Raw genomic sequence first — 24,500 nt, 5'->3', positions numbered from 1 at the left:
GCGGGTTTAAAACCCGCCCTTATCAGTTTTGCGCGTTGCTGATGCAGCGGCGCAAAGGCTGACCAAACGGGCGCATGCTTTTATACTGCGCAGATGTCGACGACCCCTACCTCTGCTTTCCCGATGGATTTTGCCCCTCTGACTGCGCTGCCCGAGTGGCAGCGCTTTGTGCAGGCCGCCCATGCCTGTCCTGGTCAGGCCGACGGCATGGATCTGATCGAGGCTCCCGGCCTGACGCTGGATGCCAGCGGTCAGCGCCATTCACCCGCTTTGCTGGCGGCCGGGCAGGCCCTGCTGCAGGCGCGCGGCTTTGACGAGCAACGCCGTCGTCTGCTGGCCGGAGAGATCGTCAACATCACTGAAAACCGCGCTGCCTGGCATACGGTGCTGCGCGCTCCTACCGCTCCGCCCGAGGTGTTGGCCGAACGCGAGCGCATGGATGCCTGGGTGCGCCGGGCCGATACCGAACGCCGCTGGCGGCATATTGTGCATATCGGGATCGGGGGTTCGGACTGGGGGGTGCGCCTGGCGGTGACCGCCTTTGGCTATGCCGGGACTTGGCGCGAGGTGCGGTTTGTGGCCAATATCGATGGCCACGCCATCGAGGGCGGCCTGGCGGGCCTGGACCCGCGCGATACCCTGGTCGTGCTGGTGTCGAAGTCCTTTACCACGACCGAAACCCTGGAAAACGGCACGCGTGCCCGCGAATGGCTGCAGGCGGCAGGACTGGACCCGGCCAGCCACATGGTGGCGATTACCGCGCAGCCGGAGCGCGCCCGGGCGTGGGGCATTCCGGCAGCCCAGGTTTTCCAGATATGGGATTGGGTGGGGGGCCGGTTTTCGCTGTGGTCTGCCGTCAGCCTGACCACCGCCCTGTCGGTCGGCATTGATGTGTTGGCGGGCCTGCGCATGGGGGCAGCAGCCATGGATGCACATTTTGCCCAAGCGCCGCTGGCCGTCAATGCGCCTGTGCGGATGGCGCTGGCCGGGGTCGTCAATCGCAGCATCCTGGGACACGGGTCGCTGAATATCGCGCCCTATGATTCCCGCCTGGTCAATCTGGTTCCCTACGTGCAGCAGCTGGACATGGAGTCGCTGGGTAAATCCGTCGATCAGGCGGGCCGCCCCGTGGGGGTGCCCACCGGGCCCGCTGTCTGGGGTATGCCGGGCACCGATGCCCAGCATACTTTTTTCCAGTGGCTGCACCAGGGCAGCGATGGCGCCCCGGTGGATTTCATTCTGTGCTGCCATGCCGATCATCATTGGCCTGGCCACCACCGCCAGCTATTGGCCAATTGCCTGGCCCAGCGCGAAGCCCTGATGCGCGGCAAGACCCAGGCCCAGGCGCTGGCCGAGTGTCTGGCGGAAGGCCTGAGTCCTGAACAAGCCGCCACGCTGGCACCGCACCGTGTTCATCCCGGAGGGCGCCCCAATCATCTGATCGCCTTGCCGCGCCTGTCGCCCTACTCGCTGGGGGCCTTGCTGGCCCTGTATGAGCACCGCGTATTCACACAGGGGATCATCTGGGGCATAGATTCTTTTGATCAATGGGGCGTCGAATACGGCAAGATACTGGCGCGTGGCATTGTGCAGGCTTTGTCGCCAACGGCGGATGCTGCGCAGGATGCCACGGAGCATGATATTTCTACCCGTCACTGGATTCACCAATTGCGGGGCTGACTCCCCCTGAAGAACGCTTTAGGCCCTAGGAGTATTAATGACTGATCTGATTGAATTGACTGCCGCCGATGGCGTGCAGATTTCCTTGGTCTACGCCACGCCGGATAATCTTGCGGGGCGGCCGGTATACGCGCCGGGGGCTCGGGCTGCCTTGCGCCCCCAGGCTGCCGACTGCCTGCGCCGAGCGGCGCAAGCAGCCCGTCGTGCCGGCTTGATGTTGGTCGTTTACGATGCCTACCGGCCCGCAGCCGCTCAGGCCATATTCTGGGCGACGATGCCCGATCCGCGCTATGTGGCCGATGCGGCTTTAGGGTCCAACCACACCCGTGGGGTGGCAGTGGATGTCGGCTTGTTGGAAGCCAGCGGCCAGCCACTGGATATGGGCACGGATTTCGACGATATGCGCGACCAGTCCCATCACGACCGCGACGATCTGTCGCCCGAGGTCCAGCGCAATCGCCACCTGCTGCTGGGCATTATGCTGCAGGCCGGGTTCTGCTCGATTTCCACGGAATGGTGGCACTACGAGTTGCCGAATGCGCAGGAATATGCCTTACTACCGGAGAGCGACATGGTCCGGGTGTACCAGACGCACTGACTCATACAGCACACCCCCTAGGAGACACCATGCAATCCATGATTCAGACTCGTGTATGCCGCGCATTGATGGCTGCCCTGCTGGGCGTTGGGGCCTTGGCCCTGTCGGGTGGGGCCTGGGCCGCGACGCCGGCCGACACCCTGGTGATCGGCAAGCCCGCCGACCCCCAGACCCTGGACCCAGCCGTGACAATAGACAACAACGACTGGACGGTCACCTATCCGGCTTATCAGCGCCTGATGCGCTATAAGCAGGTGGACGGCAAGGGTTCCACCGAGGTCGAGGGCGATCTGGCCGCCAGTTGGGCCACATCGCCGGATAACCTGGTCTGGACATTCACTCTGGCCGATGGCCAAAAATTCTCGGATGGCTCGCCAGTAGATGCCAAGGCAGTGCAGCTGTCGTTCCAGCGCCTGTTGGATAAAAAACAAGGCCCGTCCGAAGCCTTTCCGGCCGACATGCTGATCGAGGCCGTGGATGCAAATACCGTGCGCTTCACCCTGAAGCAGCCCTTTGCCCCGTTCCTGTACACGCTGGCCAATAATGGCGCATCCATCGTCAATCCCAAGGCCATGCAGCGCGATGACGCCGATGTCTGGCTGTCGGGCAATACGGCGGGCTCCGGGCCTTACCAGCTGATGTCCTGGCAAAAAGGCCAGGCCCTGTCGCTAGAGCGCAACCCGCACTATGCCGGTTCCAAAAAACCGACACTGGACAAGTTCGTCGTCAAGATCGTGCCTGAATCCTCGGCTCGTCGCCTGCAACTGCAAAAAGGCGATCTGGACGTTGCCGAGGAACTGCCGGTGGATCAGTTGCAGGCCTTGAAAAAAGACCCTGCTGTGCGGGTGGCTGAATATCCCTCGCTGCGGGTTACCTATCTGTACCTGAACAATGCCAAAGGCCCATTGGAAAACCCCGATCTGCGCCATGCGGTAGTGGATGCCCTGGATTACAACGGCATCGTGGATGGCATCATGCTGGGCCAGGCCAAGCCCATGCGTGGCCCTATTCCCGAAGGCATGTGGGGCCATGATGAAAGCCTGCCTCAGCCCAAGCAGGATGTGGCGGCTGCAAAGTCTCTGGTCGATAAGGCGGGTGGGGTCAAGACCCCCTTGCTGCTGCGCTATTCCACCCAGGACCCCGCCTGGGAACCCATCGCCCTGACGGTGCAGGCCAACCTCAACCAGATCGGCATGCCGGTCAAACTCGAAAAACTGGCCAACGCGACGTTGCGCGAGAACCTGGGCCAGGGCAATTTCGACATATCCATCGGCAACTGGAGCCCGGACTTCGCCGATCCGTATATGTTCACCAGCTATTGGTTTGATTCAGATAAAAAAGGGCTGGCGGGGAATCGGTCGTTCTACTCCAACCCCCAGGTTGACCAATGGCTGCGCGAGGCCGCCACCCTCAGCGACCAGGCCCAGCGGGTGGCGCTGTACAAAAAAGTCCAGGATCAGGTCATGAAGGACGCAGCCTACGCCTATCTGTACCAAAAAAACTACCAGGCCGGGCTGGGGGCGAATGTCCAGGGCTTTGTCTTTAACCCCATGCTGGAACGTGTCTTCAATGTTGCCGACATGACGAAATAAATCGGAGGCCGCATGAATGGCGCCTGGTTGCCGGTTATTGGCCGACGCCTGTTCAGCCTGGTGTGGGTGGTGCTGGGGGTGTCCCTCATCACCTTCACCATTTCGCATTTGGTGCCAGGGGACCCGGCCCGCCTGATCGCAGGCGACCGGGCCACCCCGGAAATCGTTGCCCATATCCGCACGCAGCTGGGGCTGGATTTACCTTTGCCGCAGCAATACCTGCGGTATATGTGGCAATTGCTGCATGGCGATCTGGGGGTATCGATTCGTACGCACCGGCCCGTGTTGCAGGACCTGGCGGCCTTTTTCCCAGCCACCCTGGAACTTGCGCTGGTGGCGTTGTTCCTGGCGACCTTGCTGGGCATCCCCCTGGGGGTGCTTTCTGCGGTCTATCGCAATCGCTTGACTGACCATATTGCCCGCACCCTGGCGGTGGCGGGTATTTCCACCCCGGCGTTTTGGCTGGGCTTGGGCCTGATTGTCATTTTTTATGGCGAACTGGGCTGGCTACCAGGTGGTGGGCGCCTGGCGCAAGGCATGACACCGCCGCCTGCCGTCACCGGCCTGTATCTGATCGATGCGGCCTGGGCGGGGCAATGGGATGTCTGGCGCAGTGCCTTGCGGCATATTCTGCTGCCGGCCCTGACGCTGAGCTTTGTGCATCTGGGGGTGGTCGCGCGTCAGGTGCGCTCATCCATGCTTGAACAGCTATCCGAGGATTACATCCGTACGGCGCGGGCCTATGGCTTGTCGGCCTGGGTCGTGGTGCTGCGCCATGCGCTGCCCAACGCCATGATTCCTTCGGTCACTGTGCTGGGGTTGGCGTTGGGCGATTTGCTCTATGGGGCCGTCCTGACCGAAACCGTGTTCAGCTGGCCTGGCATGGGCGCCTATGTGGTGGACTCCATCCAGGCCCTGGATTTCCCGGCTGTCATGGGTTTTGCCGTGGTGGTGTCGTTTGCCTATGTTCTGCTGAACCTGGTGGTTGATCTGGTCTATCGCTGGCTGGACCCGCGAATTCGGGGGGCCGCTTGAGATATTTTCTGTATCAGTTACGCCATAGTCCCTTGATGTTGGTGGGCTTGCTGGTATTGCTGGCCGTGTGCCTGGCGGTGGCGCTGGCTGGCTGGATCGCTCCATACGACCCGGATCAGATCAATCTGGTTCGGCGACTGGCGCCGCCGTCCGCCCAGCATTGGTTCGGGACCGACGAGGTCGGACGCGATATTTTCAGCCGGGTCCTGTATGGCGGGCGGCAGTCGATTGGGGTCGGCTTGTTTGTGGCGACCTGCGCCAGCGTTGTGGGGGCGGTGATTGGCTGCTTTTCCGGCATTCTGGGTGGGCGGCTGGATGGCCTGATCATGCGGGCCATGGACGTGGTCCTGTCGGTGCCTTCGCTGGTGTTGATCATGGCGCTGGCGGCCGCCCTGGGGGCCAGCCTGTTCAATGCCATGCTGGCGATCACGGTGGTGCGTATCCCTTTTTATGTACGCCTGGCCCGTGGCCAGACCCTGAGCATCCGCGAAATGGCCTATGTGCAGGCGTCCTGGACCTTCGGCGCCAGCCGCCGTCATGTAGTGCGGTGGCATGTGGTGCGCAATGCGGTTTCGCCCATTGTGGTGCAGGCCACGCTGGATGTCGGCGGGGCCATTCTGATGGCGGCAGCGCTGGGGTTTATTGGCCTGGGCGCGCAGCAGCCCACCGCCGAATGGGGGGCCATGGTGGCCACGGGGCGTAATTATCTGCTGGATCAGTGGTGGTATACGGTGATGCCGGGCTGTGCGATTTTAGTCACGGCACTGGCCTGCAATCTGGTGGGCGATGGCGTGCGCGACATGCTGGACCCTAAGTCCAGGGTGAAATAATGGCCCAAGACCCTATTCTCGATATCCGCAACCTGTCTCTGGCCTTTCCGGTGTTTGGCGGGGCGGTGCAGGCGCTCAATGGTGTCAGCCTTCAGGTCATGCCCGGCGAAATTGTCGGCATTGTCGGTGAGTCCGGTTCAGGTAAATCCGTCACTGCCATGACTGCCTTGCGCCTGCTGCCCCCTGGTGGCTACCAGGTCCTGCAGGGCAGCGTAAGACTGGCGGGCGATGATGTATTGACGGCCCCCGAGTCCGTCCTGCGTCAGTGGCGGGGCCGCCGAGCCGCCATGATTTTCCAGGAACCCATGACCGCCTTGAATCCCACGCAGCGGATTGGCGATCAGATGGCTGGCGTGCTGCGCGTGCATCAGCCGGACCTGGGCCGCCGCCAGGCCCTGGCCCAGGCAGAGACGCTGCTGCGGGACATGATGATCCCTGACCCGGCTCAAGTGTTGCGGGCCTATCCGTTTGAGCTGTCTGGTGGCATGCGCCAACGAGTCATGGTGGCCATGGCTTTTTCTTGTCAGCCGGATTTGCTGATCGCCGACGAGCCCACTACCGCGTTGGATGTGACCGTGCAGCGTCAGGTGCTGCAGCTTTTACGGCATCATGCGCGGGCACGGCAGACTGCCATTCTCTTCATTACGCACGATATGGCGGTGGTCTCGCAGCTGTGTGATCGGATCTATGTCATGTATGCCGGCATGGTGGTCGAGCAAGGCCCTGCCCAGGCGGTGCTGCGTGATCCGCGTCATCCCTATACACGCGGCCTGCTGGATGGCCTGCCCGATGACGCCGCCCCGGGTGCCGCGCTGGCAGCCATCCCAGGCCAGGTGCCGGATATGCGTCATCCTCCGGCAGGGTGCCTGTTCTACGATCGCTGTGCCTATGCCGACGAAGCCTGCCGTGTACGTCCGGCGTTGCAAGCCCTGGCGGGCCAGGGGCCAGATCAGGGCGCGGCCACCCGCCAGTTGGCCTGCTGGCATCCTCTGGGGGAGGGCTGAGCCATGCCGTCAGTTTCGTTCATTGAGCCAGGGGTCGATCTGGCCCTGGATATCCAAGGGTTGCAGGTGCGCTTTCCCGTGCGCCGCGATTGGCGTGGTCGCGTGGTGCAGTCCGCGCATGCGCTCAATGGCATTGATCTGCAGGTTCGGCGCGGCGAGGCCTTTGGCATCGTGGGGGAGTCCGGCTGTGGCAAGAGCACGTTGGCCCAAGTCCTGATGGGCTTGCTGCCGCCCACGGCCGGCCGGGTGGTTCATCTTGCGCGGACGGATGGCCGGACAGCCAATATCCAGATTGTTTTTCAGGACCCGCAGTCCTCGCTGGACCCCAGGCTGCCGACTTGGAAAGTCATCGTCGAGCCCCTGGTGGTTCGTGGACGTCAGGCGGCTGGCCGTCGTGGACAGGACTTGCGTGCCCGCGCCGCCGAACTGGCCGTGCGTGTAGGACTGCACCCAGAGGCGCTGGGTCGCTATGTACATGAGTTTTCCGGGGGCCAACGCCAGCGCATTGCGATCGCCCGGGCCTTGGCGTCCGACCCCGACGTCATTGTCCTGGATGAGCCTACGTCGGCGTTGGATATCTCGGTGCAGGCCCAGATTTTGAATCTCTTGCACGACCTGCGCCGCCAGCATGGACTGACCTATATCCTGATCTCTCATAATGTGTCGGTGGTGCGCCATCTCTGTGACCGCATTGCGGTCATGTACCTGGGCCAGATCGTCGAACAGGGTCCGACTGCGGCGGTGCTGGAAACCCCGCGTCATCCCTATACTCGTGAGCTTTTGGACGCGGTGCCTCGATTGCACCGGGTTTGGCAGGATGATGGGCCGGTTGCGCCGGTCGAATTACCAGGCAACCGTCTATTGCCGACGGGCTGTTTTTTCCGCGACCGTTGCCCTTGGGCGACCGCTGGCTGTGAACAGCCCCAGGTGCTGCAGGCGCCAACAGGCGACCCAGCCCATCAGTTTCGCTGTCATGTGGCATTGGCCAAGGCCCATCCGTCTTCGTCCTGAGGCTGTCTGAGGATAAAAAAACTGCACCGCAAGATCATTCTCGTGGTGCAGTTTTGTTGCCCAACAGAAACAGGCGTCGGGCGGGAAAACCTTAGCGTGTCTGGGCGCTGAGTTCCGTGCTCTGGCCGCGGAAATAATCCCGCGTCAGCTTCACGATCACCGGGCTGAGCAAAATCAGCGAAGCCAGGTTAGGCAGCGCCATCAGGCCATTGAGCGTATCGGCCAGCAACCAGGCAAAGTCCAACTGCGTGATGGCACCAAACGGAATGGCCACCACCCAGACGATGCGGTAAGGCACTGTGGATTTTGCACCCAGCAGAAACTCCCAGCATTTTTCGCCGTAGTAGCTCCAGCCCAGAATCGTGGTAAAGGCGAAAATCACCAGAGAGATCGTCAGCACGATGCCGCCGAAGCCAGGCAAGGAGGCTTCGAAAGCGGCTGCCGACAGCGCTGCGCCGCTTTCACCGGAACTCCACACACCCGAGCAGACGATGGCCAGGCCGGTGATGCTGCAGATGATGATGGTGTCGATAAAGGTACCCATCATGCCAATCAGGCCGGATTCGACTGCGTTGCTGGTTGTGCCGGCGGCCTGGGCGATCCCGGCGGAACCGAGGCCGGCTTCGTTGGAGAAAATCCCGCGTGCCACCCCAAAACGGATGGCAGCCATCACGGCGGCTCCGGCAAAGCCGCCTGTGGCGGCGATGGGCGAGAACGCATGGGTGAAGATCAGATCCAGCGCGGCGGGGATGCGATCCACATTGACGATCAGCACGGCCAGGCCAGCCAACACATAGGCCACGCACATGAAGGGCACCAGGGATGCTGCGACTGCGCCGATGCGCTTGATGCCGCCCAGAATCACCAGGCCGATCAGCACCATGGTGACCACACCGGTGATCCAGGTCGGTACAGAAAACGTGGATTCCAGCGCCAGGGCCATGCTGTTGACCTGCACCATGTTGCCGATGCCAAAGCCCGCGAAGCCGCCGAAGATGGCAAAGGCCACGCCCAACCAGAGCCATTTGCGGCCCAAGCCGTTCTTGATGGCATACATGGGGCCACCGGAATGCTCGCCGCGTTCGTCTTTTTCACGGAAATGGACCGCGACCACGACCTCGGCGTATTTTGTGGCCATGCCGACCAGGGCGGTGCACCACATCCAGAACAGGGCGCCGGGGCCACCCAGGGCGATGGCGGTCGCGACCCCGGCGATGTTGCCGGTGCCGACCGTGGCGGCCAGGCAGGTCATCAGGGCTTCGAAGGGGCTGATTTCACCCGTGCTGGCGTCACCGCGTTTGCGGCCCCGCCAGATCATGGCAAAGCCCGTGCCGATGCGTCGCAACGGCATGAACTTCAGCAAAATCATCAAGAAAAAACCAGTGCCCAGGATCAGCACCAACATGGGGGGGCCCCAGACCAGGCCATTGACCTGATTGATGAGCGACATAAGGGTTTCCAAGTGAGTCTCCTGCTTACCCGATTAAAATTGCCGCCATGCTACCACCATGATTTCAGTCGAAATGTCTAAAAATTTGGCGAATGCAGGAAATTCCTCTAAATAGGGCAAATCCCGCCCATCTCCTAGGGTTATCACTGACGTAGTCTTGCGACTATGACAAAGCCCGGCGCTTTCCTATCCTGTGGTTTCCCGCTGTACACACTAAGACCGATACGGAGACTTGATATGCGAGAACGACTGGATTGCGCTTTGCTGGCCCCAGGCCGGGGTGATTGGGTAAATGCCCTGCAGGGGGCGCACCTGGGGGGGCGCTTGCATCTGCACGCCTTGCAGCCGCAGCGCAGTAGTGCGCAAGCTTTGATGGATGATTCCGCCTTGGTGCGCGGTCGCTACGATGCCGGCCTGCTGTATGCCGACGAAGCCTCGCTGTCGGTCTGGCGCACAATCCTGGCGGCGCGGGCCGGGCGGCTGCCGGCGGTGCTGCTGGTGTATGCCGTGGGTTTGCGGGCCCAGGCGGTGCATGATCTTATTTCTCTGGGGGTGGCTGATTTTGTCCGGCCGCCATTTTGCCCGGAAGAACTTCGTGCGCGGCTGCAGGCGGCCTTGCAGCGCCTGATTCCTGTGCGCCTTGCCGAGCCGCTGCCTGACTACGGCCAGACCAATGTCGGCTTGCATCACCAGCCCCTGACCGAGACGGATCTGTGCGATACGATTCTGGATCGCTCCGGGGCCGAGCTGGAGGCCTATGCCGTGGCCTTGGCCATGCAGCGTGCCACGACCCAGGATTCGTTTCGGGACGCCAAAAATCAGGTGGTGGCCCGCTTCGAGCGCGCCTATATCCGGGCGGCGCTGGGGCGTCATGGCGGTAATATCACGCTGGCTGCACGCATGGCTCAGAAGCATCGCCGGGCCTTTTGGACCCTGATGCGCAAGCACGATATCGACCCGACTCCCTATCGGGTGGATGTCGAGGACCCATCATCGCCTAAGGCGGGTAAAATCTGGGGCTCTCCCCCATGACCCAGCCGATATTGCATGGCTCATGCAATAGGCCACAGGAACTCCTACGTGACCCAATTAAAAAACGATATTTTTCTGCGGGCGCTGCTGCGCCAACCAGTCCCCTATACGCCTGTCTGGATGATGCGCCAGGCGGGGCGCTATCTGCCTGAATATAACCAGACACGCGCCCAGGCCGGGTCTTTTCTGAATTTGGCCCAAAACCCCGAATACGCCTGTGAAGTCACGCTGCAGCCGCTGCGTCGCTTTGCGCTGGATGCAGCCATCCTGTTTTCCGACATCCTGACGGTGCCGGACGCCATGGGTCTGGGCCTGCAGTTCGTGGCCGGCGAAGGCCCGCGCTTCGAGCGCCCCTTGCGCGACGAGGCGGCCATCCAGGCTTTGCGAGTACCCGACATGGACGATCTGCGCTATGTGTTTGACGCGGTATCCCTGATTCGCCGGGAATTGGATGGCGCCGTGCCGCTGATCGGGTTTTCCGGCAGCCCCTGGACCTTGGCCTGTTATATGGTCGAGGGGCAGGGCAGCTCGGATTACCGTCAGATCAAGACCTTGCTGTATCAGCGCCCCGATTTGCTGCAGCATATCCTGCAAGTCAACGCCCAAGCCGTCCAGGTTTATCTCAATGCCCAGATCCGGGCGGGCGCGCAGGCGGTCATGATTTTTGACAGCTGGGGCGGGGTGCTGGCCGATGGCTTGTTCCAGCAATTTTCTTTGCATTACACGCGCCTGGTGTTGGATGGCTTGCTGCGTGAACACGATGGCCAACGTATTCCAGCCATCGTCTTTACCAAGGGCGGGGGCCAGTGGGTGGCGGATATCGCCCAATCGGGCTGCGACGCCGTGGGGCTGGACTGGACCGCCAGTCTGTCCAGGGCTCGCCAGGTGGTGGGTGATCGGGTTGCTCTTCAGGGCAATCTGGACCCCATGGCCTTGTTTGGCGGGGATGCCGCCATCCGGGCCGAGGTCCGTCGCGTACTGGCTGATTTTGGCACGGTGGGCGATGGTGGCCATGTCTTTAATCTGGGCCATGGGATTTCACAATTCACCCCGCCAGAATCCGTGCTGTCGCTGGTCGACGAGGTCCATAGCGCCAGCCGGGCCTACCACGCCTGATCGTCCATTCGTCCTGGGCTGACTGGCGTTGCGCGTTGGTCCGCCCAAGACGGGCGGTTTATCTGGTTTTTGATGATTTGGCCGCTGGGTGCCGCATGATGTCTCCTAGGTTTATGTGCTTATGCACAATTTTCATGGGATTGGGGTTTGTACTGATGATTCGCGAATCGTTCTGTATTTTTATTGTATGTAATTGATTATAAAAGAAATTTAATCAACTACTGTATTTATATCAGGTCTTGACGCTTCTCTGATCCCGTTGTCGGTGTCATTACACCCACTTTTTCCACAAAGTTATCCACAGGCTGGCCGGGATAGCGTCCCACCACAAGATTTCATGACCGAAGACCGCGTATATCTGGCGGTGGCCTTGGATGTGCCGCTGCCGGGCTTGTTTGATTACTGGCATGATGTGCCGGTTATGCCGGGCGTGCGGGTGCGGGTGGTGTTCGGTCGACGGGTCATGGTGGGGCTGGTGTGGGCCGTGCGAACCAGCCCGGTCGTGGCCATCGATCGGGTGCGGGCCATCGAAGCCGTATTGGATGATTTACCTCCTTTGGCCCAGGATTGGTTGCGGCTGGTGGATTTTGCCGCCCGCTATTACCACCGCCCCCTGGGCGAGGTCGCTTTGCCGGCGCTGCCGCCCAGCTTGCGCAAACCCGCCGCCTATACCGGGGCCCGGGCGGCGGGCGGGCCGGTGTGCCGGGCGGACCGGCGTCCGGGCGCTGTCGATCGGACGCCGCTGCCCGCTGTCACGCCACCGCCGCCACTGACACCAGGGCAGCAGCAGGCGCTCTTGCCCTTGCAGGCGCTGCTGGATCGGGGGCGTGGGGTGGCTTTGCTGCACGGGGTCACTGGCAGCGGCAAGACCGAACTCTATCTGCATCTGGCTCGCCAGGTGCTGGCCCAGGGGCGCCAGGTGCTGCTGTTGGTGCCCGAGATCAACCTTACCCCACAGCTGGAACAGGTGGTGCGGACCCGGCTGGATTTGGGGCCTGGCGGCTTGGCCATGTTGCACAGCCGTCTGGCGGATGGCGAACGGCTGCGCGCCTGGTTGCGGGTGGTGCGTGGTCAGGCCGGGCTGTTGCTGGGCACGCGCCTGGCCCTGATGACGCCCATGCCGCGCCTGGGCCTGATCGTGGTGGACGAGGAACACGATCCATCCTACAAACAACAAGACGGCTTGCGGTATTCCGCCCGGGATCTGGCCGTCTGGCGTGGTCACGATCTGGGCATTCCTGTGGTGCTGGGGTCGGCGACGCCTTCGCTGGAATCCTGGCGTCAGGCCCAGCGCGGCGAATACCAACTGGTGTCCCTGCCGCAGCGGGCCCAGGCCCAGTCCTTGCCGACCATCCGCCTGGTGGATACCCGCCGGGCGCAGCTGGAGCAGGGTTTTACGCCCCAGTTGCTGCAGGCCCTGGACCAGCGCCTGGAGTGCGGCGACCAGAGTCTGGTGTTTCTCAATCGTCGGGGCTATGCGCCGGTCTTGCGCTGCGCTTCGTGCGGCTGGGTCAGTCAATGTCGGCAATGCACGGCGCACACGGTCCTGCACCGGACAACGGGGCGCCGCGCTGTGCTGCAGTGCCACCATTGTGGCGACGCCCGGCCAGTGCCCCGGGCCTGTCCCGATTGCGGTGATCAGGATCTGCAGCCCATGGGGCGGGGCACTCAGCGGGTCGAAGAATTCCTGGGTGAACGCTATCCCCAGGCCCGTATTGTGCGCATCGATGCCGACGCCACCCGGCGCAAGGGCAGCGCCCAGGCCTTGTTTGCTCAGGTACACGACGGCCAAGCCGATATTTTGGTGGGTACGCAGATGGTGTCCAAAGGTCACGATTTTGCCCGCCTGGGGCTGGTCGGGGTACTGAACGCCGATGCCATGCTGTTTGCCCAGGACTTCAGGGCGCCCGAACGCCTATTTGCCCAACTGATGCAGGTGGCTGGGCGGGCCGGGCGGCGCATGGACGGTGCCGAAGTCCTGGTGCAGACCGATTACCCGGAGCAATCGGTCTATCAGGCCTTGTTGCGGCACGATTACCAGCGATTTGCCCAGGCGGCGCTGGAAGAACGTCAGCTTTTGTCGCTGCCGCCCTTTTCTCACCAGGCTTTGCTGACGGCGCAGGCCACGCATTTGGCCGATGCGCTGGGGTTTCTGCAGGTGGTGCTGGATCTGGCCCGGACCTTGCCGACGTCTGCGGGCGTGCGGCTCTATGATGCAGTGCCTTTGCGGGTGGTGCGGGTGGCCCGGGTCGAGCGCGCTCAGTTATTGATCGAGTCCGATCACCGTCGTCCCCTGCATGCTTTGCTGCAGGCGTTGCTGCCCCAACTGGATGGCTTGCCCGCCAGCCGACCCGTGCGCTGGGGGGTCGAAATCGACCCCCAGGAGATTTAGGATGGATTTGAACGCACGCCAGAACGAGGCCGTGCTGTACCTGGATGGCCCCTGTCTGGTGCTGGCGGGGGCGGGCAGTGGCAAGACCCGGGTGATTACCCGCAAGATGGCCTATCTGCTGCGTGAATGCGGCTATCAGGCACGCCATGTCGTGGCGCTGACTTTCACCAATAAGGCCGCTCGCGAAATGAATGAGCGCGTGCGTACGCTGGTCGAGGCCAGGCTGCTGCGCGGCCTGACCGTGGGCACGTTTCATTCCCTGGGCTTGCGGTTTTTGCGCGAAGAAGCTCTCCATCTGGGGCTGAAGCGCGGGTTTTCCATTCTGGACGCCACCGATGCCCAGGGGATCATCCAGGAACTGCTGGCCACCACCGACCGCGCCCGCCTCAGGGCGGTGCAGCAGACGATCTCTCTGTGGAAAAACGCTTTGCTGGACCCGGATGCGGCGGCACGCCAGGCCCAGGGTGCCGACGAGGCCGAGGCCGTGCGGGTATTCCGCAGCTACGAGGCCACGTTGCGCGCCTATCAGGCGGTGGACTTCGATGATTTGATCCGCATGCCGGCGCAGTTATTGCAGCAGGACGAGGCCGTGCGCGAGCGCTGGCAGGCCCGGGTTCAGTACTTGCTGGTGGACGAATACCAGGACACCAATGCCTGCCAATATCAGCTGGTGCGCCTGCTGTGCGGGGATCGGGCCATGTTGACGGCGGTGGGGGACGATGATCAGGCCATTTATGCCTGGCGCGGAGCCACCGTTGAAAACCTGGCCCAATTAGAACGCGATTATCCGCGCCTGCGAGTCATCAAGCTTGAGCAGAACTACCGCTCTGTGCAGCGCATTCTGCAGGCTGCCAATCAGGTCATCAGTCATAACCCCAAGACCTTTGACAAGACCCTGTGGTCGGAACTCGGTACGGGCGAGCCCATTGGCATCACGCCGATGGGCTCGGATCTGATCGAGGCCGAATCCATTGCCATGCGGATCTCGGCATCGCGCTTCGAGCGTCAGGCGCAATGGAAGGATTTTGCCGTGCTGTATCGCGGCAATCATCAGGCGCGGGTGATGGAGCAGGCCCTGCGCACCTTGCGAATTCCCTATACGGTCTCGGGTGGCCAGAGTTTTTTTCGACAAGGCCGAAATCCGCGACGTGCTGGCCTGGCTGCGCCTGGTGGCCAACGAGGACGAAGACCCCGCCTTCATCCGTGCCGCCACCACCCCGCGCCGTGGTATTGGCCAGGGTACGCTGCAAGCCTTGGGCACCGAAGCCGCGCGTCTTGGTGTATCGCTGTTCGCCGTGGCCGCCCAGGTGACCGAAGGTCTGTTGCCTGTGCCCAGACAACGTCAGGCAGTGCAGTCTTTTGTCCAACTGATCCAGCATTTTCAGACCCGGGCCGAACGCCGTGGCGGGACCATTCCGGCGCTGCCGGGCGTTGCGGTTCAAGGGGATCTGCTGGCTTTCGATCTGGATTCAGAACCCGCATTAGAACCAACGGTGGGCATTGATGGTGCCCGAGAGGATTCCGCGTCGCAGGTGTTGGATGACTTGCTGTCGGCCATGGACTATGAACGCTATTTGTATGACATGGTGGACGAACGCCAGGCCCAGGCGCGCTGGAGCAATGTGCTGGAACTGCTGGAATGGCTGAAGCGCAAGGCCGACGAGGGCGACCTGACCGTGCTGGACCTGGTCCAGCATGTCGCCCTGGTCACGATGCTGGAGCGCTCGGACGAGGAAGAACCTGATGCCGTCAAGCTGTCTACCCTGCATGCTTCCAAGGGCCTGGAGTTTCCGCACGTCTACCTGATCGGGGTCGAGGAAGGTCTGTTGCCGCACCGGGGAGGGGATGACGAGGGCGATGTCAGCGAGGCGGCCATGGCGGCGCGGGTGCGCCATATCCAAGAAGAGCGCCGACTGATGTATGTGGGCATTACGCGGGCGCAGCGCAGCCTGCAGATCAGTTGGTGCCGCAAGCGCCGTCGGGCGCGCGAGGACGTGATGTGCGAGCCATCCCGGTTTATTGCCGAAATGGGACTGCAAGCCCAGGCAGATAGTCCCAGCCTGGCGCCGGAAATGGACCCGGATCGGGCCTTGAGCAGCCTGAAGAATTTATTGAAGCGCTGAACTTGATGTCAGAACGTTAAAAAGCCACATTGGATTTTGCCAAGGTGGCTTTTCGGGCGCGTCAGCGCTGGTCGGATTACCAGGGGCTGCGGGTGTACTGCATGCTGCGGGCCCGGGCTTCGGCCTGGGCATTGATGACGGCAGCGATACCACGGGCGAAGGCCTTGGCCCCCCGACGCAGGGCACGACCCGCTGCAAACAAGCCCTTTTTCAGGGAAAGGGATTCGGATTCGCTCAGAATCGTTTGGGCATAGGCGCGCTCCAGCGCATCGGACATCATCAAGTTTTGGGTGGTCATCACAATATTCACAACTGACTCCTGTTTCAGAAGCTTCAGATTTCAACAAGGTCAGTATAGGGTAAACCCTAGAATAAAGATAGGGGTAAACCCTAGTGTTGAGCATTTGATGAGAAATTCAGGCAAAAACAGCCACGCCCAGCCTCTGCCGTAAAAATACTGTTGCGTTTATGCGGCAATGCGCGCCAGCCGGCGTGAGCTGAGGGCACCTTTGCCCTCAGGTTTGATCAGGAGGGTTTTTTGCGGGCGAAGAAGCGCTGGAAGGCCGCCTGGGCTTCGGGGGACTGGATGCGTTCAAAGAACAGGGCGGCTTCGGTATCCAGAACCTGGTGGACAAGATCGCGATCCGGGGCGCGCAGCAGTTGTTTGCTGGTACGCACGGCCTGCGTGGGCTGGGCGGCCAGGGTTTGGGCGCATGCCCGGGCGGCGGCCAGGGGATCGCCCTGGATATCCGTCAATAACTGCCCCGCCAGGGCTTCCTGGGCATCGAAAGGCTGGGCCTGCAGCAACCAGCGGGTGGCGCGGCGGGCGCCAGCCAGGCGCGGCAGCAGGTAGCTGGATGCGCCTTCCGGGCATAAGCCCAGCGGCACAAAAGGCAGGTGGAACACGGCGCTGGTGTCGGCATAGACAAAGTCGCAGTGTGCCAGCAGCGTGACCCCCACTCCCACCGCCTGGCCCTGCACGGCGGCAATCACCGGCACATTGATCTGAGCCAGCGTGTGCAGAAATGCAATCGATCCGACATCTTTGTGATCGGGCAGGGTCTGGAACTCGGCCAGATCATTGCCGGCTGTGAAATGCCCGCCGGTCCCGTGCAGAATCACGGCGGAGCAGGCGGGATCGGCATCGGCATCCAGCAGGGCCTGATTGATCTCGCGGTACATCGCGTCAGTCAGGGCATTGCGCCGTTCCGGGCGGTCGATCTGGATTTCCAGGATGGGGCCGTTGCGGCTTAGGCGGATCATGCGCGCACCTGTGTCAGGAAGCCGTCCTGCAGAGACAGCAGGGCTTGTTGGTATTCGTCACGTAGCTGGGCGATGATGTCGGCGGTGGGCAGGATGCTGTCGATATTGCCCACCCCCTGACCCGCGCCCCAGACATCGCGCCAGGTCTTTTTGCTGTCGCTGCCGAAATTTGTGCCTTGGGCATCGGGCAGGGCATCGGGGTCCAGCCCGATATTGCGGATGCAGGGCTTCAGATAATTACCGGGAATGCCGGTGAAATACGGGGTATAGACAACATCGGCGGCGGCGCTGTCTACAATCATTTGCTTGTATTCGGGTTGGGCGTGGGCTTCGGTGCTGGCGATGAAACGCGTACCGATATAGGCGAAATCCGCGCCCATGGCGCGTGCGGCCAGAATGTCCTGTCCCCGGCTGATGGCACCCGATAGGCAAATGGGGCCATCGAAAATCCGTCGGACTTCGCCCAGCAGGGCAAAGGGCGAGAGGGTGCCAGCATGGCCACCGGCCCCGGCACACACCAGGATCAGGCCGTCCACGCCGGCCTCGATGGCCTTCTGCGCGTGGCGCAGGGTGGTCACGTCATGGAATACCTTGCCGCCCCAGGCGTGCACGGCGTCCACCACCTGATTGGGGGCGCGCAGGCTGGTAATAATCAGGGGCACCTGATGCCGGGCGCAGGTTTCCAGGTCCGCCTGCAGGCGGTCATTGGATTGATGGATGATGTGATTGATCGCGTAGGGCGGAATAGGGCGGTCCGGGTGGGTGTTACGCAGCGCAGCCAGGCCGTCTTCAATCTGGGTCAGCCAGTTATCCAACTGGCTTTGGGGGCGGGCGTTCAGGGCCGGCATCGATCCGATAATGCCATTGGCGCATTGGGCAATGACCAGATCCGGGTTCGATATGATGAACATGGGGGCTGCCATGGCTGGCAGTGTCATGGACTGGTGCAGCAAGGCGGCAAGTGAGCGGGGCATGGGCTATCTCCTGGGAATAATCCCCCATTTTAAATCAAACGACCGTTTGAAATCATTCGGGTAATCCTGGATCGAGGGACATCAAGCTCGGGCGCATCACTGTCTGGGTTGGCGCGGCACAAAAAACAGGCCTGTCATCTTGCAATGACAGGCCTGTAGGACAGCGGCGTAAAGCCTTATTGATTGGCGGCCAGCATATATTCGATGGCAGCCTTCAGTTCGTCATCGGTGGCCTGCGAGCCGCCGCGCGGGGGCATGGCGCCCACACCGGAGATGGCGTTTTTCAGCATGGTGTCCAGGCCGGTTTTGACGAAGGGGTCCCAGGCGGCGGCATCGCCGAATTTAGGCGCCCCTGCAATCCCGGTGCTGTGGCAGGTGATGCAGACGGACTTGTAGAGTTTTTCACCGACGACATTGTCGGAGGTGATTTTTTTAGCATCATCCTGGGCGGGCGCTGCGTCGGCGGCGGCGGGCGCTGCAGCGACTGCCGGGGCGGCATCAGCGGCAGGTGCCGGTGCTGCGTCGGCTGCGGGTGCTGCTGCCGGGGCGGCTTCAGCGGACTGGCCGTCGCCGGATTCCTGGGGTTCCGGGAAGTCAGCGCCCGAGTGATTGGTCATGTAGACCACGGCGCGGGCGACTTCGATGTCAGCCAACGACGCATTGCCGCCCCGGGGTGGCATGGCGCCAATACCGTGGAGCGCGTTCTTGAGCAGGTCTTCGTAGCCTTGTTTGATGAAGGGAGCCCAGGAGTCTTTGTCGCCGAACTTGGGGGCACCCGCTACGCCCGAGCTGTGACAGGCGGAACAGGTGGATTCGTAGACCTGTTCGCCAGTCTTCAAGACCTTTGGGGCGTCGGCATCGACGAGTTTGAAGCCGGCCACGGGCTGGATGCGCTTGGCGATGGCTTCTTCAGACAGGCTGTTGGAACCGTAGTTGGTGACAATGAGATTGCTCAGCAGGTTATACAGCAGGACGACGATCACAATCGGGATCAGGAAAGCCAGCACGATCGTGATCAGCAGCTGCTTTGGGGACTTGGTGGCACTTTTGTGCCCGTTTCCTGCGTGTTCTGGGAGACTCATGGTGGTTTCCTGGGATAGTGAATGCGGCCGACGGCCTGGACGGCAGCCCGTGTCCTGTCAGCCGGGCGGCTTCTGTTACAGGCCTCAATCTTCGATTATAGCGACAGCCCCAGGACGATGCAGGCTTAGGATAAACCCGCTACAATGTGCGACCCGTGCGTCGTCAGCATGCACGGCTTGCGTCAGCATCTTGGCTGACGTCCAGTGCGCCTGTGGTTCAATGGATAGAATAGGGGCCTCCGAAGCCTCTGATACAGGTTCGATTCCTGTCGGGCGCGCCATATTGCACACATCTGGCATACCACCGCTATAGGCCTAACCCCCCAACTCGCTGGCGATCTGGCGGTAGCCGCGTGCGCGGGCATGTTGCAAAGGCGTGACGCCCTCGCGGTCGGCCAGGCTGGGATCGGCGCCAGCCTGCAGCAGGTGGGCCACGATCTGCTGGTGGCGTTCACCGCCGTCCCCCAAAATAATGGCTTCAAGCAGCGCAGTCCAGCCCAGCTTGTTGACGTGATCGACGGCGACACCGGCTTCGATCAGGGTTTGCACCGTCTCGACGTGACCGCGCTCGGCGGCTGGAATCAAGGCGGTGCCCCCATAGCGGTTTGTGCTTTGCAGATCGGCACCGTGCGCAAGCGTCATCTTGAGTATGTCCAGATGACCCCGCGCACCCGCATACAGATAGGCGCTGTCGTTGATGCGGTCTTTTGCATTCACATCGGCACCGGCATCCATCAGCACGCGGGCGGCATTGACCTGATTTTCCCTGGTTGCGACCAGCAGCGCGGTCGAACCCGATGCGTCCCGCGCTTCGATGTCGGTGCCTTTCGCAAGCAGTTGCTCAAGCGCCTGTACATCGTTCTGCCGGGCTGCGGCGTGCAAGGGATACTGCTGCACGGATTCTCCTGAACGCGCCTGCATCCCTGCAAGCATCAAGACGGCGCAGATGATCGCAAGCAGTGATTTGGTCATAGGGCCTCCTGTTTACGCAGCGCCGATTGCCTTCAGGCCTGCTGCCGCGCAACTTGTGTCGATGTCGCCCGAGGGGGCACCACCCACGCCAATTCCAGCCACCAGGGCTTTGTCGAACTTGATCGGCAGACCACCGGCTTGAATCACCATGCGGGAGTCCATGTCGCGCAGGCCGTTATTGGCCGGCTCGCTGGCGATGAAGTTGGCCAGCCCTGCGGTATCGCGGCCCATGGCTGCCGAGGTAAAGGCCTTGCCCTGTGCGCTGCTGGCGGTGTGCGGGCCGGCGTTATCGGCCTTCAGCAGCACTTTGGTCGAGCCATCTCGCGCCACGATGGCGACGCTGACGTTGTAGCCTTGGTCGCTGCAGGTCTGCAAGGCGGTTTGCGCAGCTTTGGTCGCCAGCTCAAGCGGCAGATAGGGCGCGCTGGGCAGCGCTGTGGCAGCAGAGGCGACGATGGGGGCGCAGAGCAATGCGGCAATAGAGAGCGTGCGGATCATGTTGTTTTCCTTTCAAGTGAACAGACAGGGAAAGCTTACTGTCTGCCCCATTGCGCAGCTATTCGTAGGGCTAGCGCGGTACTACGCAGTTATACCGAGTCGGACATGGGGGCTCGCTGCTTTAGGGGCCTTTGCCTTCCAGCCACAGCCGGGTGAGTTCAGCCTGTGAGGTCGTGCCCAGCTTGGTGCCGATGCTGGCGCGGTGTGTGTCGATGGTGCGCGAGGACAGGTTCAGGGCATCTGCAATCTGCCGCGTGGTAAAGCCTTGGGCGACCAGATCCAGCACCTGGTGTTCGCGCGGCGTCAGGTGCGCCAGCAGACTCAGTGTTTCGGCCTGCTGTGCCTGTTGTCGCAGCTTGCGGTCCAGGACGTCTTGCCCTTTTTGTATTGCTTCGATGAGATCCTGTTCGTCGATGGGTTTGGATAGAAAATCGACGGCGCCGTTGCGAAATGCCCGCCGACAGGCTTCGATATCGCCGTGCCCGGAGATGATGATCGTGGGCCAGTCCACGCCGCTGTCGGTCAGCCGTTCCTGCAGCTTCAACCCTGAAATGACCGGCATGCGGATATCCAGAATCAGGCAGCCGGGCGTCAGTCGCGTCATTTGGGCCAGGAATGCTTGCGGGTCGGTAAAGGCGGTCACCTGGATATCAACGGTGGATAGCAAAAGGCTCAGTGCGCGGCATACTGCATCGTCGTCATCGACCAGATAGACCGGGTGCATCATACGTTTTCCTCTTTGGGCGGGGTCTGTGCCTTCAGCGTGACCCTGAAGGTGGTGCCAGGACCTTTGTCAGCCAGAAAAACATCCCCGCCTGCGCGTTCTACCAGACGCTGGCTCAGGGCAAGACCCAGGCCTGTGCCGTCGGGCCGATTGGTCGTAAAGGGGGTGAACAGCCGGTGTTGGATTTCTGGCGCAACCCCTGGGCCATTATCAGACACATCGAGCACCACGTCAGTCCCAGTTTGCCGCAGGGTGACGGTAATTTGTCCGGCGTCTTGCTGAGCCACTGCTTCGAGGGCGTTGCGCACAAGGTTGAAGAGCACTTGCTCCATTTCGATGGGGTCTGCCTGGATGAGCACCGCCTGGGCAGGCAGGTCAAACGTCAGCCTGGCCTGTGATGCGGCAGCCTGAGGGGCCAGCAAGGCCTGGACGTTGCCCAGGGCCTCGCGCAGGTCGAACACCGCCGTGTTGGCCGGCTGAGGGCGTGACCAATTGCGGAATCGCTCCAGGATGGCGGAGGCCCGCTTTGCCTGGGCAACGGTGTCTTCAAACACCGATCCCAAAGCGGGATTGCCTTGCGTGAACATCCTGCGGCTGGCTTGTGTCTGAGCCAGAATAGCGGTCAGGGGCTGCGTCAGTTCGTGCGCCAGGCCGCTGGCCATTTCGCCCAGCGCGTTCACGCGCGAGGCGTGCGCCAGACGGGATTCCAGCGCGCTCAGGCGTGCCTGTTCGACTGCTGCGCGTGTGCTCAGCCGTTGGCGCCAGGCGGCCAGCACGGCGATGTAGACGGCGCTCACCAGCAGCAGCGCCAATGTGGTCGGCATCAGAGGGAAAAGGTCGCCTGGCCCGATCGTCATCCCTGTCGCAAGCATGAGTGGCTGCGACGCGCTGGCCAGCGCCTTGGAAAAGTGAAGGGTGCCTGCCGATGCAGGTGCGCGACTGACCAGCACTTGGCCGTCGGGCAGGGACAAGCGCAAATTGACGCCTGGTTTTGACCAGAAGGGACTGGCCTCGCCAATCAGCTGATGGGCATCAATGCCGAGCATCAGGCCGTAGCGCGCTGCTGGGGTATTAGGGCTGCGCTTGAGCAAGATGTAGTGCTCTGGGCGTTCAGGGTAAGGCAAGACGGCAATTTGCCCATTGGATGCATTGACGGCTGCGCGTATGCGCTGTGCGAGGTCGGGCGAGAGTGGATGGAGGCCTGCGGACGCCTCGCGGGCGTCGAGTGGGACCAGTTGTATATCGTCGATCCGCGGATAGAACTGTGCGACGGTCGTGGCCACATCCAGAAAAAGCTTGTGGCTCGGGTCGGCTGAGGCATTGGCCACAGCCGATAGGGCCGTCAAGTGCGCATCGTGCTGATCGGCCCTTTGTGAGGCCGACCGATGCAGGGCGTTGCTTTCGTTTTCAAGCGTGCTGATCAGCGATTGGTACTGCCAAGCCGCCAGCGCGCCGCCCGCGAGCAGCAAGAGCAGGCCCCAAATCAGGACTTGGCAAGTCAGGCTGCGAAGAATCAAGGGGCCCTGGCGGGGCATATGCGTTCAGGCGGCCTTTGCCAGCGCTGCATGAAACCGCGCCACATAGTTTTCGAAGCTTTCGGTGTTCTCGGCTTCCAGGGTGGCCTGCTCGGCCAGGGATGCCTGGGCGGTTCGGTCGTAGGCGGCCAGAGTGCTGGCGGGCAGGCCGCGTGCCTGTAATGCGGCCCAGTGGGCCTGGCTTTGGGCCAGGGTCCAGTCGTGAAATTCCTGGCCGCTATCCTGTAGCGCGGCCAGCAGGCGGGCCGATGGTGTCAGTGCCGGGTCCTGGGTCTTGGCCAGTTGCAGTTGCAGGGCAGCGCCGTGGTGCGGGTCGTCGGTGTGTGCGTCCAGCAGTGCGGCATAGGGGGTGATGCGCTGCAGGATGTCCTGAGCCCAGTCCTGCAAACCGATCGCTTGTTCGTCGTGTTGCAGCATCAGGCCGGGGCGGCGTCCTTCGCGCGCAACCAGTCCAAAATTGGCCTGGCTTTCCTGGCAGGTGCCGGGGATGGGAAACAGGGGGCTGTCTTCCAGGGCGCAAAACAGCAGGAATGCATCCAGGAACCGGCAGGTGTCGGCAGCGATGCCCGCAGGCTCCCAGGGGTCGATGTCCATGCAGCGCACCTCGATGTACTGAATGCCGCGTTCGTGCAGAATCGTGTTGGGCCGTTCGCAGCGTCCGGCAGTTTGTTTGGGCCGGATCGTGGCGTAGTACTCGTTTTCGATCTGCAGAATATTCGTGTTGAGCTGGATGCGTTGGCCGTCGCGGTGGGTGCCGATGGCCTCGTAGGCGGGCCAGGGCGTGGTGACAGCGCTGTGGATGCGGGCGGTGAAAGTGTCCAGGTCGTTGTAGCAAAGCTGCAGTTCGGACTGGATGGGGCTTTTATAGCCCAGGTCGCTCATGCGCAGGCTGGTGGCCCAAGGCAGGCAATAGGTGTCCGGGCTCAGGCGGGTCAGTTGGGATTCCAGGCCGGCGTGTTGCAGAAAGCTGCGTGATACGGCGGGCGCTGCGCCGAATAAATACATCAGCAGCCAGGCATAGCGCATGAAATTGCGGATCAGGCCCATATAGCCCGAATTGCGACGATCTTTTTCGGTATCGCCCGTCGCCAGAAAATCCCAGGCCGCCTCGGGCAGCGAGTAGTTATAGTGCACGCCGGCAATGCATTGCATGATTTTGCCGTAGCGCCAGGCCAGACCTTGGCGATAGACGTGCTTTAGCATGCCGGTATTCGAGGGACCGTACCAGGCCACGGGGATGTCTGCCTCGGGCGGCAGGTGGGCTGGCATGGATTGATTCCAGATGGTTTCAGTCGGATTGCGCAACGCCACAAAGGCATGTATATCGGTGAGTTCCTGCACCAGGGCGGCGGTCGATGCGTCAGGGCTGGTGACGAGTTCCAGCAGGGATTCGGAGTAGTCGGTGGTGATGTGGGGGTTGGTCAGGGCCGATCCCAGCGCCAGCGGGTGGGGGGTGTGCGCCAATCGACCGTGAGCATCCACCCGCAGGCCTTCTTTTTCGATGCCCCGCCGGATGCCTCGCAGCAGTTCTGGGTGCGCAGCGATGCGGGCACGCCGATCGGAAGCCTGTGTCATGATAAAGAGTACCG

Annotated in this window: 20 protein-coding genes, 1 tRNA gene and 1 pseudogene; 12 read left to right on the top strand and 10 right to left on the bottom strand. The window is 62.1% G+C overall.

The genetic code is table 11. The annotated features are described in order from the left end of the window. Positions 1-123: 123 nt before the first annotated feature. The 7 genes from pgi to VDP81_RS07095 are packed head-to-tail and all read left to right on the top strand — an operon-like array spanning position 124 to position 7,750. Positions 124-1,680 (top strand): glucose-6-phosphate isomerase, encoded by a 1,557-nt coding sequence (gene pgi, locus VDP81_RS07125; RefSeq protein WP_323011922.1) that lies wholly within the window; start codon positions 124-126, stop codon positions 1,678-1,680. 37 nt (positions 1,681-1,717) lie between these two features. Continuing rightward, entirely contained in the window at positions 1,718-2,278 is a 561-nt protein-coding gene (gene ddpX, locus VDP81_RS07120) for a D-alanyl-D-alanine dipeptidase (RefSeq protein WP_323011921.1), read from the top strand. 29 nt (positions 2,279-2,307) lie between these two features. Next, complete coding sequence (locus VDP81_RS07115) at positions 2,308-3,870, top strand: ABC transporter substrate-binding protein (RefSeq protein ID WP_322995688.1); 1,563 nt, start codon at positions 2,308-2,310, stop codon at positions 3,868-3,870. A gap of 12 nt (positions 3,871-3,882) precedes the next feature. Continuing rightward, positions 3,883-4,905, top strand: a complete 1,023-nt coding sequence (locus tag VDP81_RS07110) for an ABC transporter permease (protein WP_322995687.1) — start codon at positions 3,883-3,885, stop codon at positions 4,903-4,905. After that, positions 4,902-5,735, top strand: coding sequence for a D,D-dipeptide ABC transporter permease (gene ddpC / locus VDP81_RS07105; RefSeq protein ID WP_322995686.1), 834 nt, complete (start codon positions 4,902-4,904; stop codon positions 5,733-5,735). Before VDP81_RS07110 ends, ddpC begins: the two co-directional genes overlap by 4 nt. Continuing rightward, the gene (locus VDP81_RS07100) at positions 5,735-6,739 is read left to right on the top strand and encodes an ABC transporter ATP-binding protein (RefSeq protein WP_322995685.1); all 1,005 of its coding nucleotides are present in this window, start codon (positions 5,735-5,737) and stop codon (positions 6,737-6,739) included. The genes ddpC and VDP81_RS07100 overlap by 1 nt, the downstream gene beginning before the upstream one ends. A 3-nt stretch (positions 6,740-6,742) precedes the next feature. After that, the gene (locus VDP81_RS07095; RefSeq protein ID WP_322995684.1) at positions 6,743-7,750 is read left to right on the top strand and encodes an ABC transporter ATP-binding protein; all 1,008 of its coding nucleotides are present in this window, start codon (positions 6,743-6,745) and stop codon (positions 7,748-7,750) included. 91 nt (positions 7,751-7,841) lie between these two features. On the opposite strand, the gene VDP81_RS07090 is transcribed toward VDP81_RS07095, so the two are convergent. Then, complete coding sequence (locus VDP81_RS07090; protein WP_322995683.1) at positions 7,842-9,200, bottom strand: sodium:alanine symporter family protein; 1,359 nt, start codon at positions 9,198-9,200, stop codon at positions 7,842-7,844. Positions 9,201-9,437: 237 nt separating this feature from the next. Here VDP81_RS07090 and VDP81_RS07085 point away from each other — a divergent pair, with 237 nt between their 5' ends. From VDP81_RS07085 to VDP81_RS07070, 4 genes and pseudogenes are all read left to right on the top strand, one after another. After that, complete coding sequence (locus VDP81_RS07085) at positions 9,438-10,232, top strand: helix-turn-helix domain-containing protein (RefSeq protein WP_322995682.1); 795 nt, start codon at positions 9,438-9,440, stop codon at positions 10,230-10,232. A gap of 15 nt (positions 10,233-10,247) precedes the next feature. Then, positions 10,248-11,348: a uroporphyrinogen decarboxylase gene (hemE, locus tag VDP81_RS07080; RefSeq protein ID WP_416233215.1), complete on the top strand. Its 1,101-nt coding sequence runs from the start codon at positions 10,248-10,250 to the stop codon at positions 11,346-11,348. Between the two features lie 337 nt (positions 11,349-11,685). Continuing rightward, positions 11,686-13,740, top strand: coding sequence for a primosomal protein N' (locus VDP81_RS07075; RefSeq protein ID WP_323011920.1), 2,055 nt, complete (start codon positions 11,686-11,688; stop codon positions 13,738-13,740). Between the two features lies 1 nt (position 13,741). Further along, positions 13,742-15,863 (top strand): annotated as a pseudogene (locus VDP81_RS07070) (UvrD-helicase domain-containing protein). A 76-nt stretch (positions 15,864-15,939) separates the two neighbouring features. Here the strand turns inward: VDP81_RS07070 and VDP81_RS07065 are convergent. From VDP81_RS07065 to VDP81_RS07050, 4 genes are all read right to left on the bottom strand, one after another. After that, positions 15,940-16,161, bottom strand: a complete 222-nt coding sequence (locus tag VDP81_RS07065) for a hypothetical protein (RefSeq protein WP_323011919.1) — start codon at positions 16,159-16,161, stop codon at positions 15,940-15,942. Positions 16,162-16,388: 227 nt separating this feature from the next. Beyond that, a complete protein-coding gene (locus VDP81_RS07060) occupies positions 16,389-17,126 on the bottom strand; it encodes an enoyl-CoA hydratase/isomerase family protein (RefSeq protein WP_323011918.1) in 738 nt (245 codons plus the stop codon). Continuing rightward, on the bottom strand, positions 17,123-18,100 hold the full coding sequence (locus VDP81_RS07055) for a nitronate monooxygenase family protein (RefSeq protein WP_322995676.1): 978 nt from the start codon (positions 18,098-18,100) through the stop codon (positions 17,123-17,125). Before VDP81_RS07055 ends, VDP81_RS07060 begins: the two co-directional genes overlap by 4 nt. Before the next feature lie 176 nt (positions 18,101-18,276). Further along, the gene (locus tag VDP81_RS07050; protein WP_323011917.1) at positions 18,277-19,182 is read right to left on the bottom strand and encodes a c-type cytochrome; all 906 of its coding nucleotides are present in this window, start codon (positions 19,180-19,182) and stop codon (positions 18,277-18,279) included. Between the two features lie 206 nt (positions 19,183-19,388). On the opposite strand from VDP81_RS07050, the gene VDP81_RS07045 reads away from it, so the two are divergent. Further along, positions 19,389-19,463, top strand: a tRNA-Arg gene (locus tag VDP81_RS07045). A 34-nt stretch (positions 19,464-19,497) separates the two neighbouring features. On the opposite strand, the gene VDP81_RS07040 is transcribed toward VDP81_RS07045, so the two are convergent. The 5 genes from VDP81_RS07040 to gshA all read right to left on the bottom strand — a co-directional run bounded on the left by VDP81_RS07040 (position 19,498) and on the right by gshA (position 24,486). After that, positions 19,498-20,154: an ankyrin repeat domain-containing protein gene (locus tag VDP81_RS07040; RefSeq protein WP_323011916.1), complete on the bottom strand. Its 657-nt coding sequence runs from the start codon at positions 20,152-20,154 to the stop codon at positions 19,498-19,500. A gap of 12 nt (positions 20,155-20,166) precedes the next feature. Beyond that, the gene (locus tag VDP81_RS07035; protein ID WP_323011915.1) at positions 20,167-20,652 is read right to left on the bottom strand and encodes a GlcG/HbpS family heme-binding protein; all 486 of its coding nucleotides are present in this window, start codon (positions 20,650-20,652) and stop codon (positions 20,167-20,169) included. A gap of 121 nt (positions 20,653-20,773) precedes the next feature. Continuing rightward, positions 20,774-21,379 (bottom strand): response regulator transcription factor, encoded by a 606-nt coding sequence (locus VDP81_RS07030; protein WP_323011914.1) that lies wholly within the window; start codon positions 21,377-21,379, stop codon positions 20,774-20,776. Then, the gene (locus VDP81_RS07025) at positions 21,376-22,911 is read right to left on the bottom strand and encodes a sensor histidine kinase (RefSeq protein ID WP_323011913.1); all 1,536 of its coding nucleotides are present in this window, start codon (positions 22,909-22,911) and stop codon (positions 21,376-21,378) included. Before VDP81_RS07025 ends, VDP81_RS07030 begins: the two co-directional genes overlap by 4 nt. 6 nt (positions 22,912-22,917) lie before the next feature. Then, positions 22,918-24,486, bottom strand: a complete 1,569-nt coding sequence (gene gshA, locus VDP81_RS07020; RefSeq protein ID WP_322995667.1) for a glutamate--cysteine ligase — start codon at positions 24,484-24,486, stop codon at positions 22,918-22,920. Positions 24,487-24,500: the final 14 nt, after the last annotated feature.

Origin of the sequence: Castellaniella sp. (assembly GCF_034675845.1) — a bacterium.
Classification (GTDB): Bacteria; Pseudomonadota; Gammaproteobacteria; order Burkholderiales; family Burkholderiaceae_B; genus Castellaniella.
This window is presented reverse-complemented; position numbering and strand designations above follow the sequence as displayed.

Excerpts from the sequence above, each read along its gene's own strand:
- pgi (WP_323011922.1), top strand. The coding sequence starts at position 124 with ATGGATTTTGCCCCTCTGACTGCGCTGCCCGAGTGGCAGCGCTTTGTG.
- ddpX (WP_323011921.1), top strand. The coding sequence starts at position 1,718 with ATGACTGATCTGATTGAATTGACTGCCGCCGATGGCGTGCAGATTTCC.
- VDP81_RS07115 (WP_322995688.1), top strand. The coding sequence starts at position 2,308 with ATGCAATCCATGATTCAGACTCGTGTATGCCGCGCATTGATGGCTGCC.
- VDP81_RS07110 (WP_322995687.1), top strand. The coding sequence starts at position 3,883 with ATGAATGGCGCCTGGTTGCCGGTTATTGGCCGACGCCTGTTCAGCCTG.
- VDP81_RS07100 (WP_322995685.1), top strand. The coding sequence starts at position 5,735 with ATGGCCCAAGACCCTATTCTCGATATCCGCAACCTGTCTCTGGCCTTT.
- VDP81_RS07095 (WP_322995684.1), top strand. The coding sequence starts at position 6,743 with ATGCCGTCAGTTTCGTTCATTGAGCCAGGGGTCGATCTGGCCCTGGAT.
- VDP81_RS07090 (WP_322995683.1), bottom strand. The coding sequence starts at position 9,200 with ATGTCGCTCATCAATCAGGTCAATGGCCTGGTCTGGGGCCCCCCCATG.
- VDP81_RS07085 (WP_322995682.1), top strand. The coding sequence starts at position 9,438 with ATGCGAGAACGACTGGATTGCGCTTTGCTGGCCCCAGGCCGGGGTGAT.
- hemE (WP_416233215.1), top strand. The coding sequence starts at position 10,248 with ATGGCTCATGCAATAGGCCACAGGAACTCCTACGTGACCCAATTAAAA.
- VDP81_RS07075 (WP_323011920.1), top strand. The coding sequence starts at position 11,686 with ATGACCGAAGACCGCGTATATCTGGCGGTGGCCTTGGATGTGCCGCTG.
- VDP81_RS07065 (WP_323011919.1), bottom strand. The coding sequence starts at position 16,161 with ATGACCACCCAAAACTTGATGATGTCCGATGCGCTGGAGCGCGCCTAT.
- VDP81_RS07060 (WP_323011918.1), bottom strand. The coding sequence starts at position 17,126 with ATGATCCGCCTAAGCCGCAACGGCCCCATCCTGGAAATCCAGATCGAC.
- VDP81_RS07055 (WP_322995676.1), bottom strand. The coding sequence starts at position 18,100 with ATGCCCCGCTCACTTGCCGCCTTGCTGCACCAGTCCATGACACTGCCA.
- VDP81_RS07050 (WP_323011917.1), bottom strand. The coding sequence starts at position 19,182 with ATGAGTCTCCCAGAACACGCAGGAAACGGGCACAAAAGTGCCACCAAG.
- VDP81_RS07040 (WP_323011916.1), bottom strand. The coding sequence starts at position 20,154 with ATGACCAAATCACTGCTTGCGATCATCTGCGCCGTCTTGATGCTTGCA.
- VDP81_RS07035 (WP_323011915.1), bottom strand. The coding sequence starts at position 20,652 with ATGATCCGCACGCTCTCTATTGCCGCATTGCTCTGCGCCCCCATCGTC.
- VDP81_RS07030 (WP_323011914.1), bottom strand. The coding sequence starts at position 21,379 with ATGATGCACCCGGTCTATCTGGTCGATGACGACGATGCAGTATGCCGC.
- VDP81_RS07025 (WP_323011913.1), bottom strand. The coding sequence starts at position 22,911 with ATGCCCCGCCAGGGCCCCTTGATTCTTCGCAGCCTGACTTGCCAAGTC.
- gshA (WP_322995667.1), bottom strand. The coding sequence starts at position 24,486 with ATGACACAGGCTTCCGATCGGCGTGCCCGCATCGCTGCGCACCCAGAA.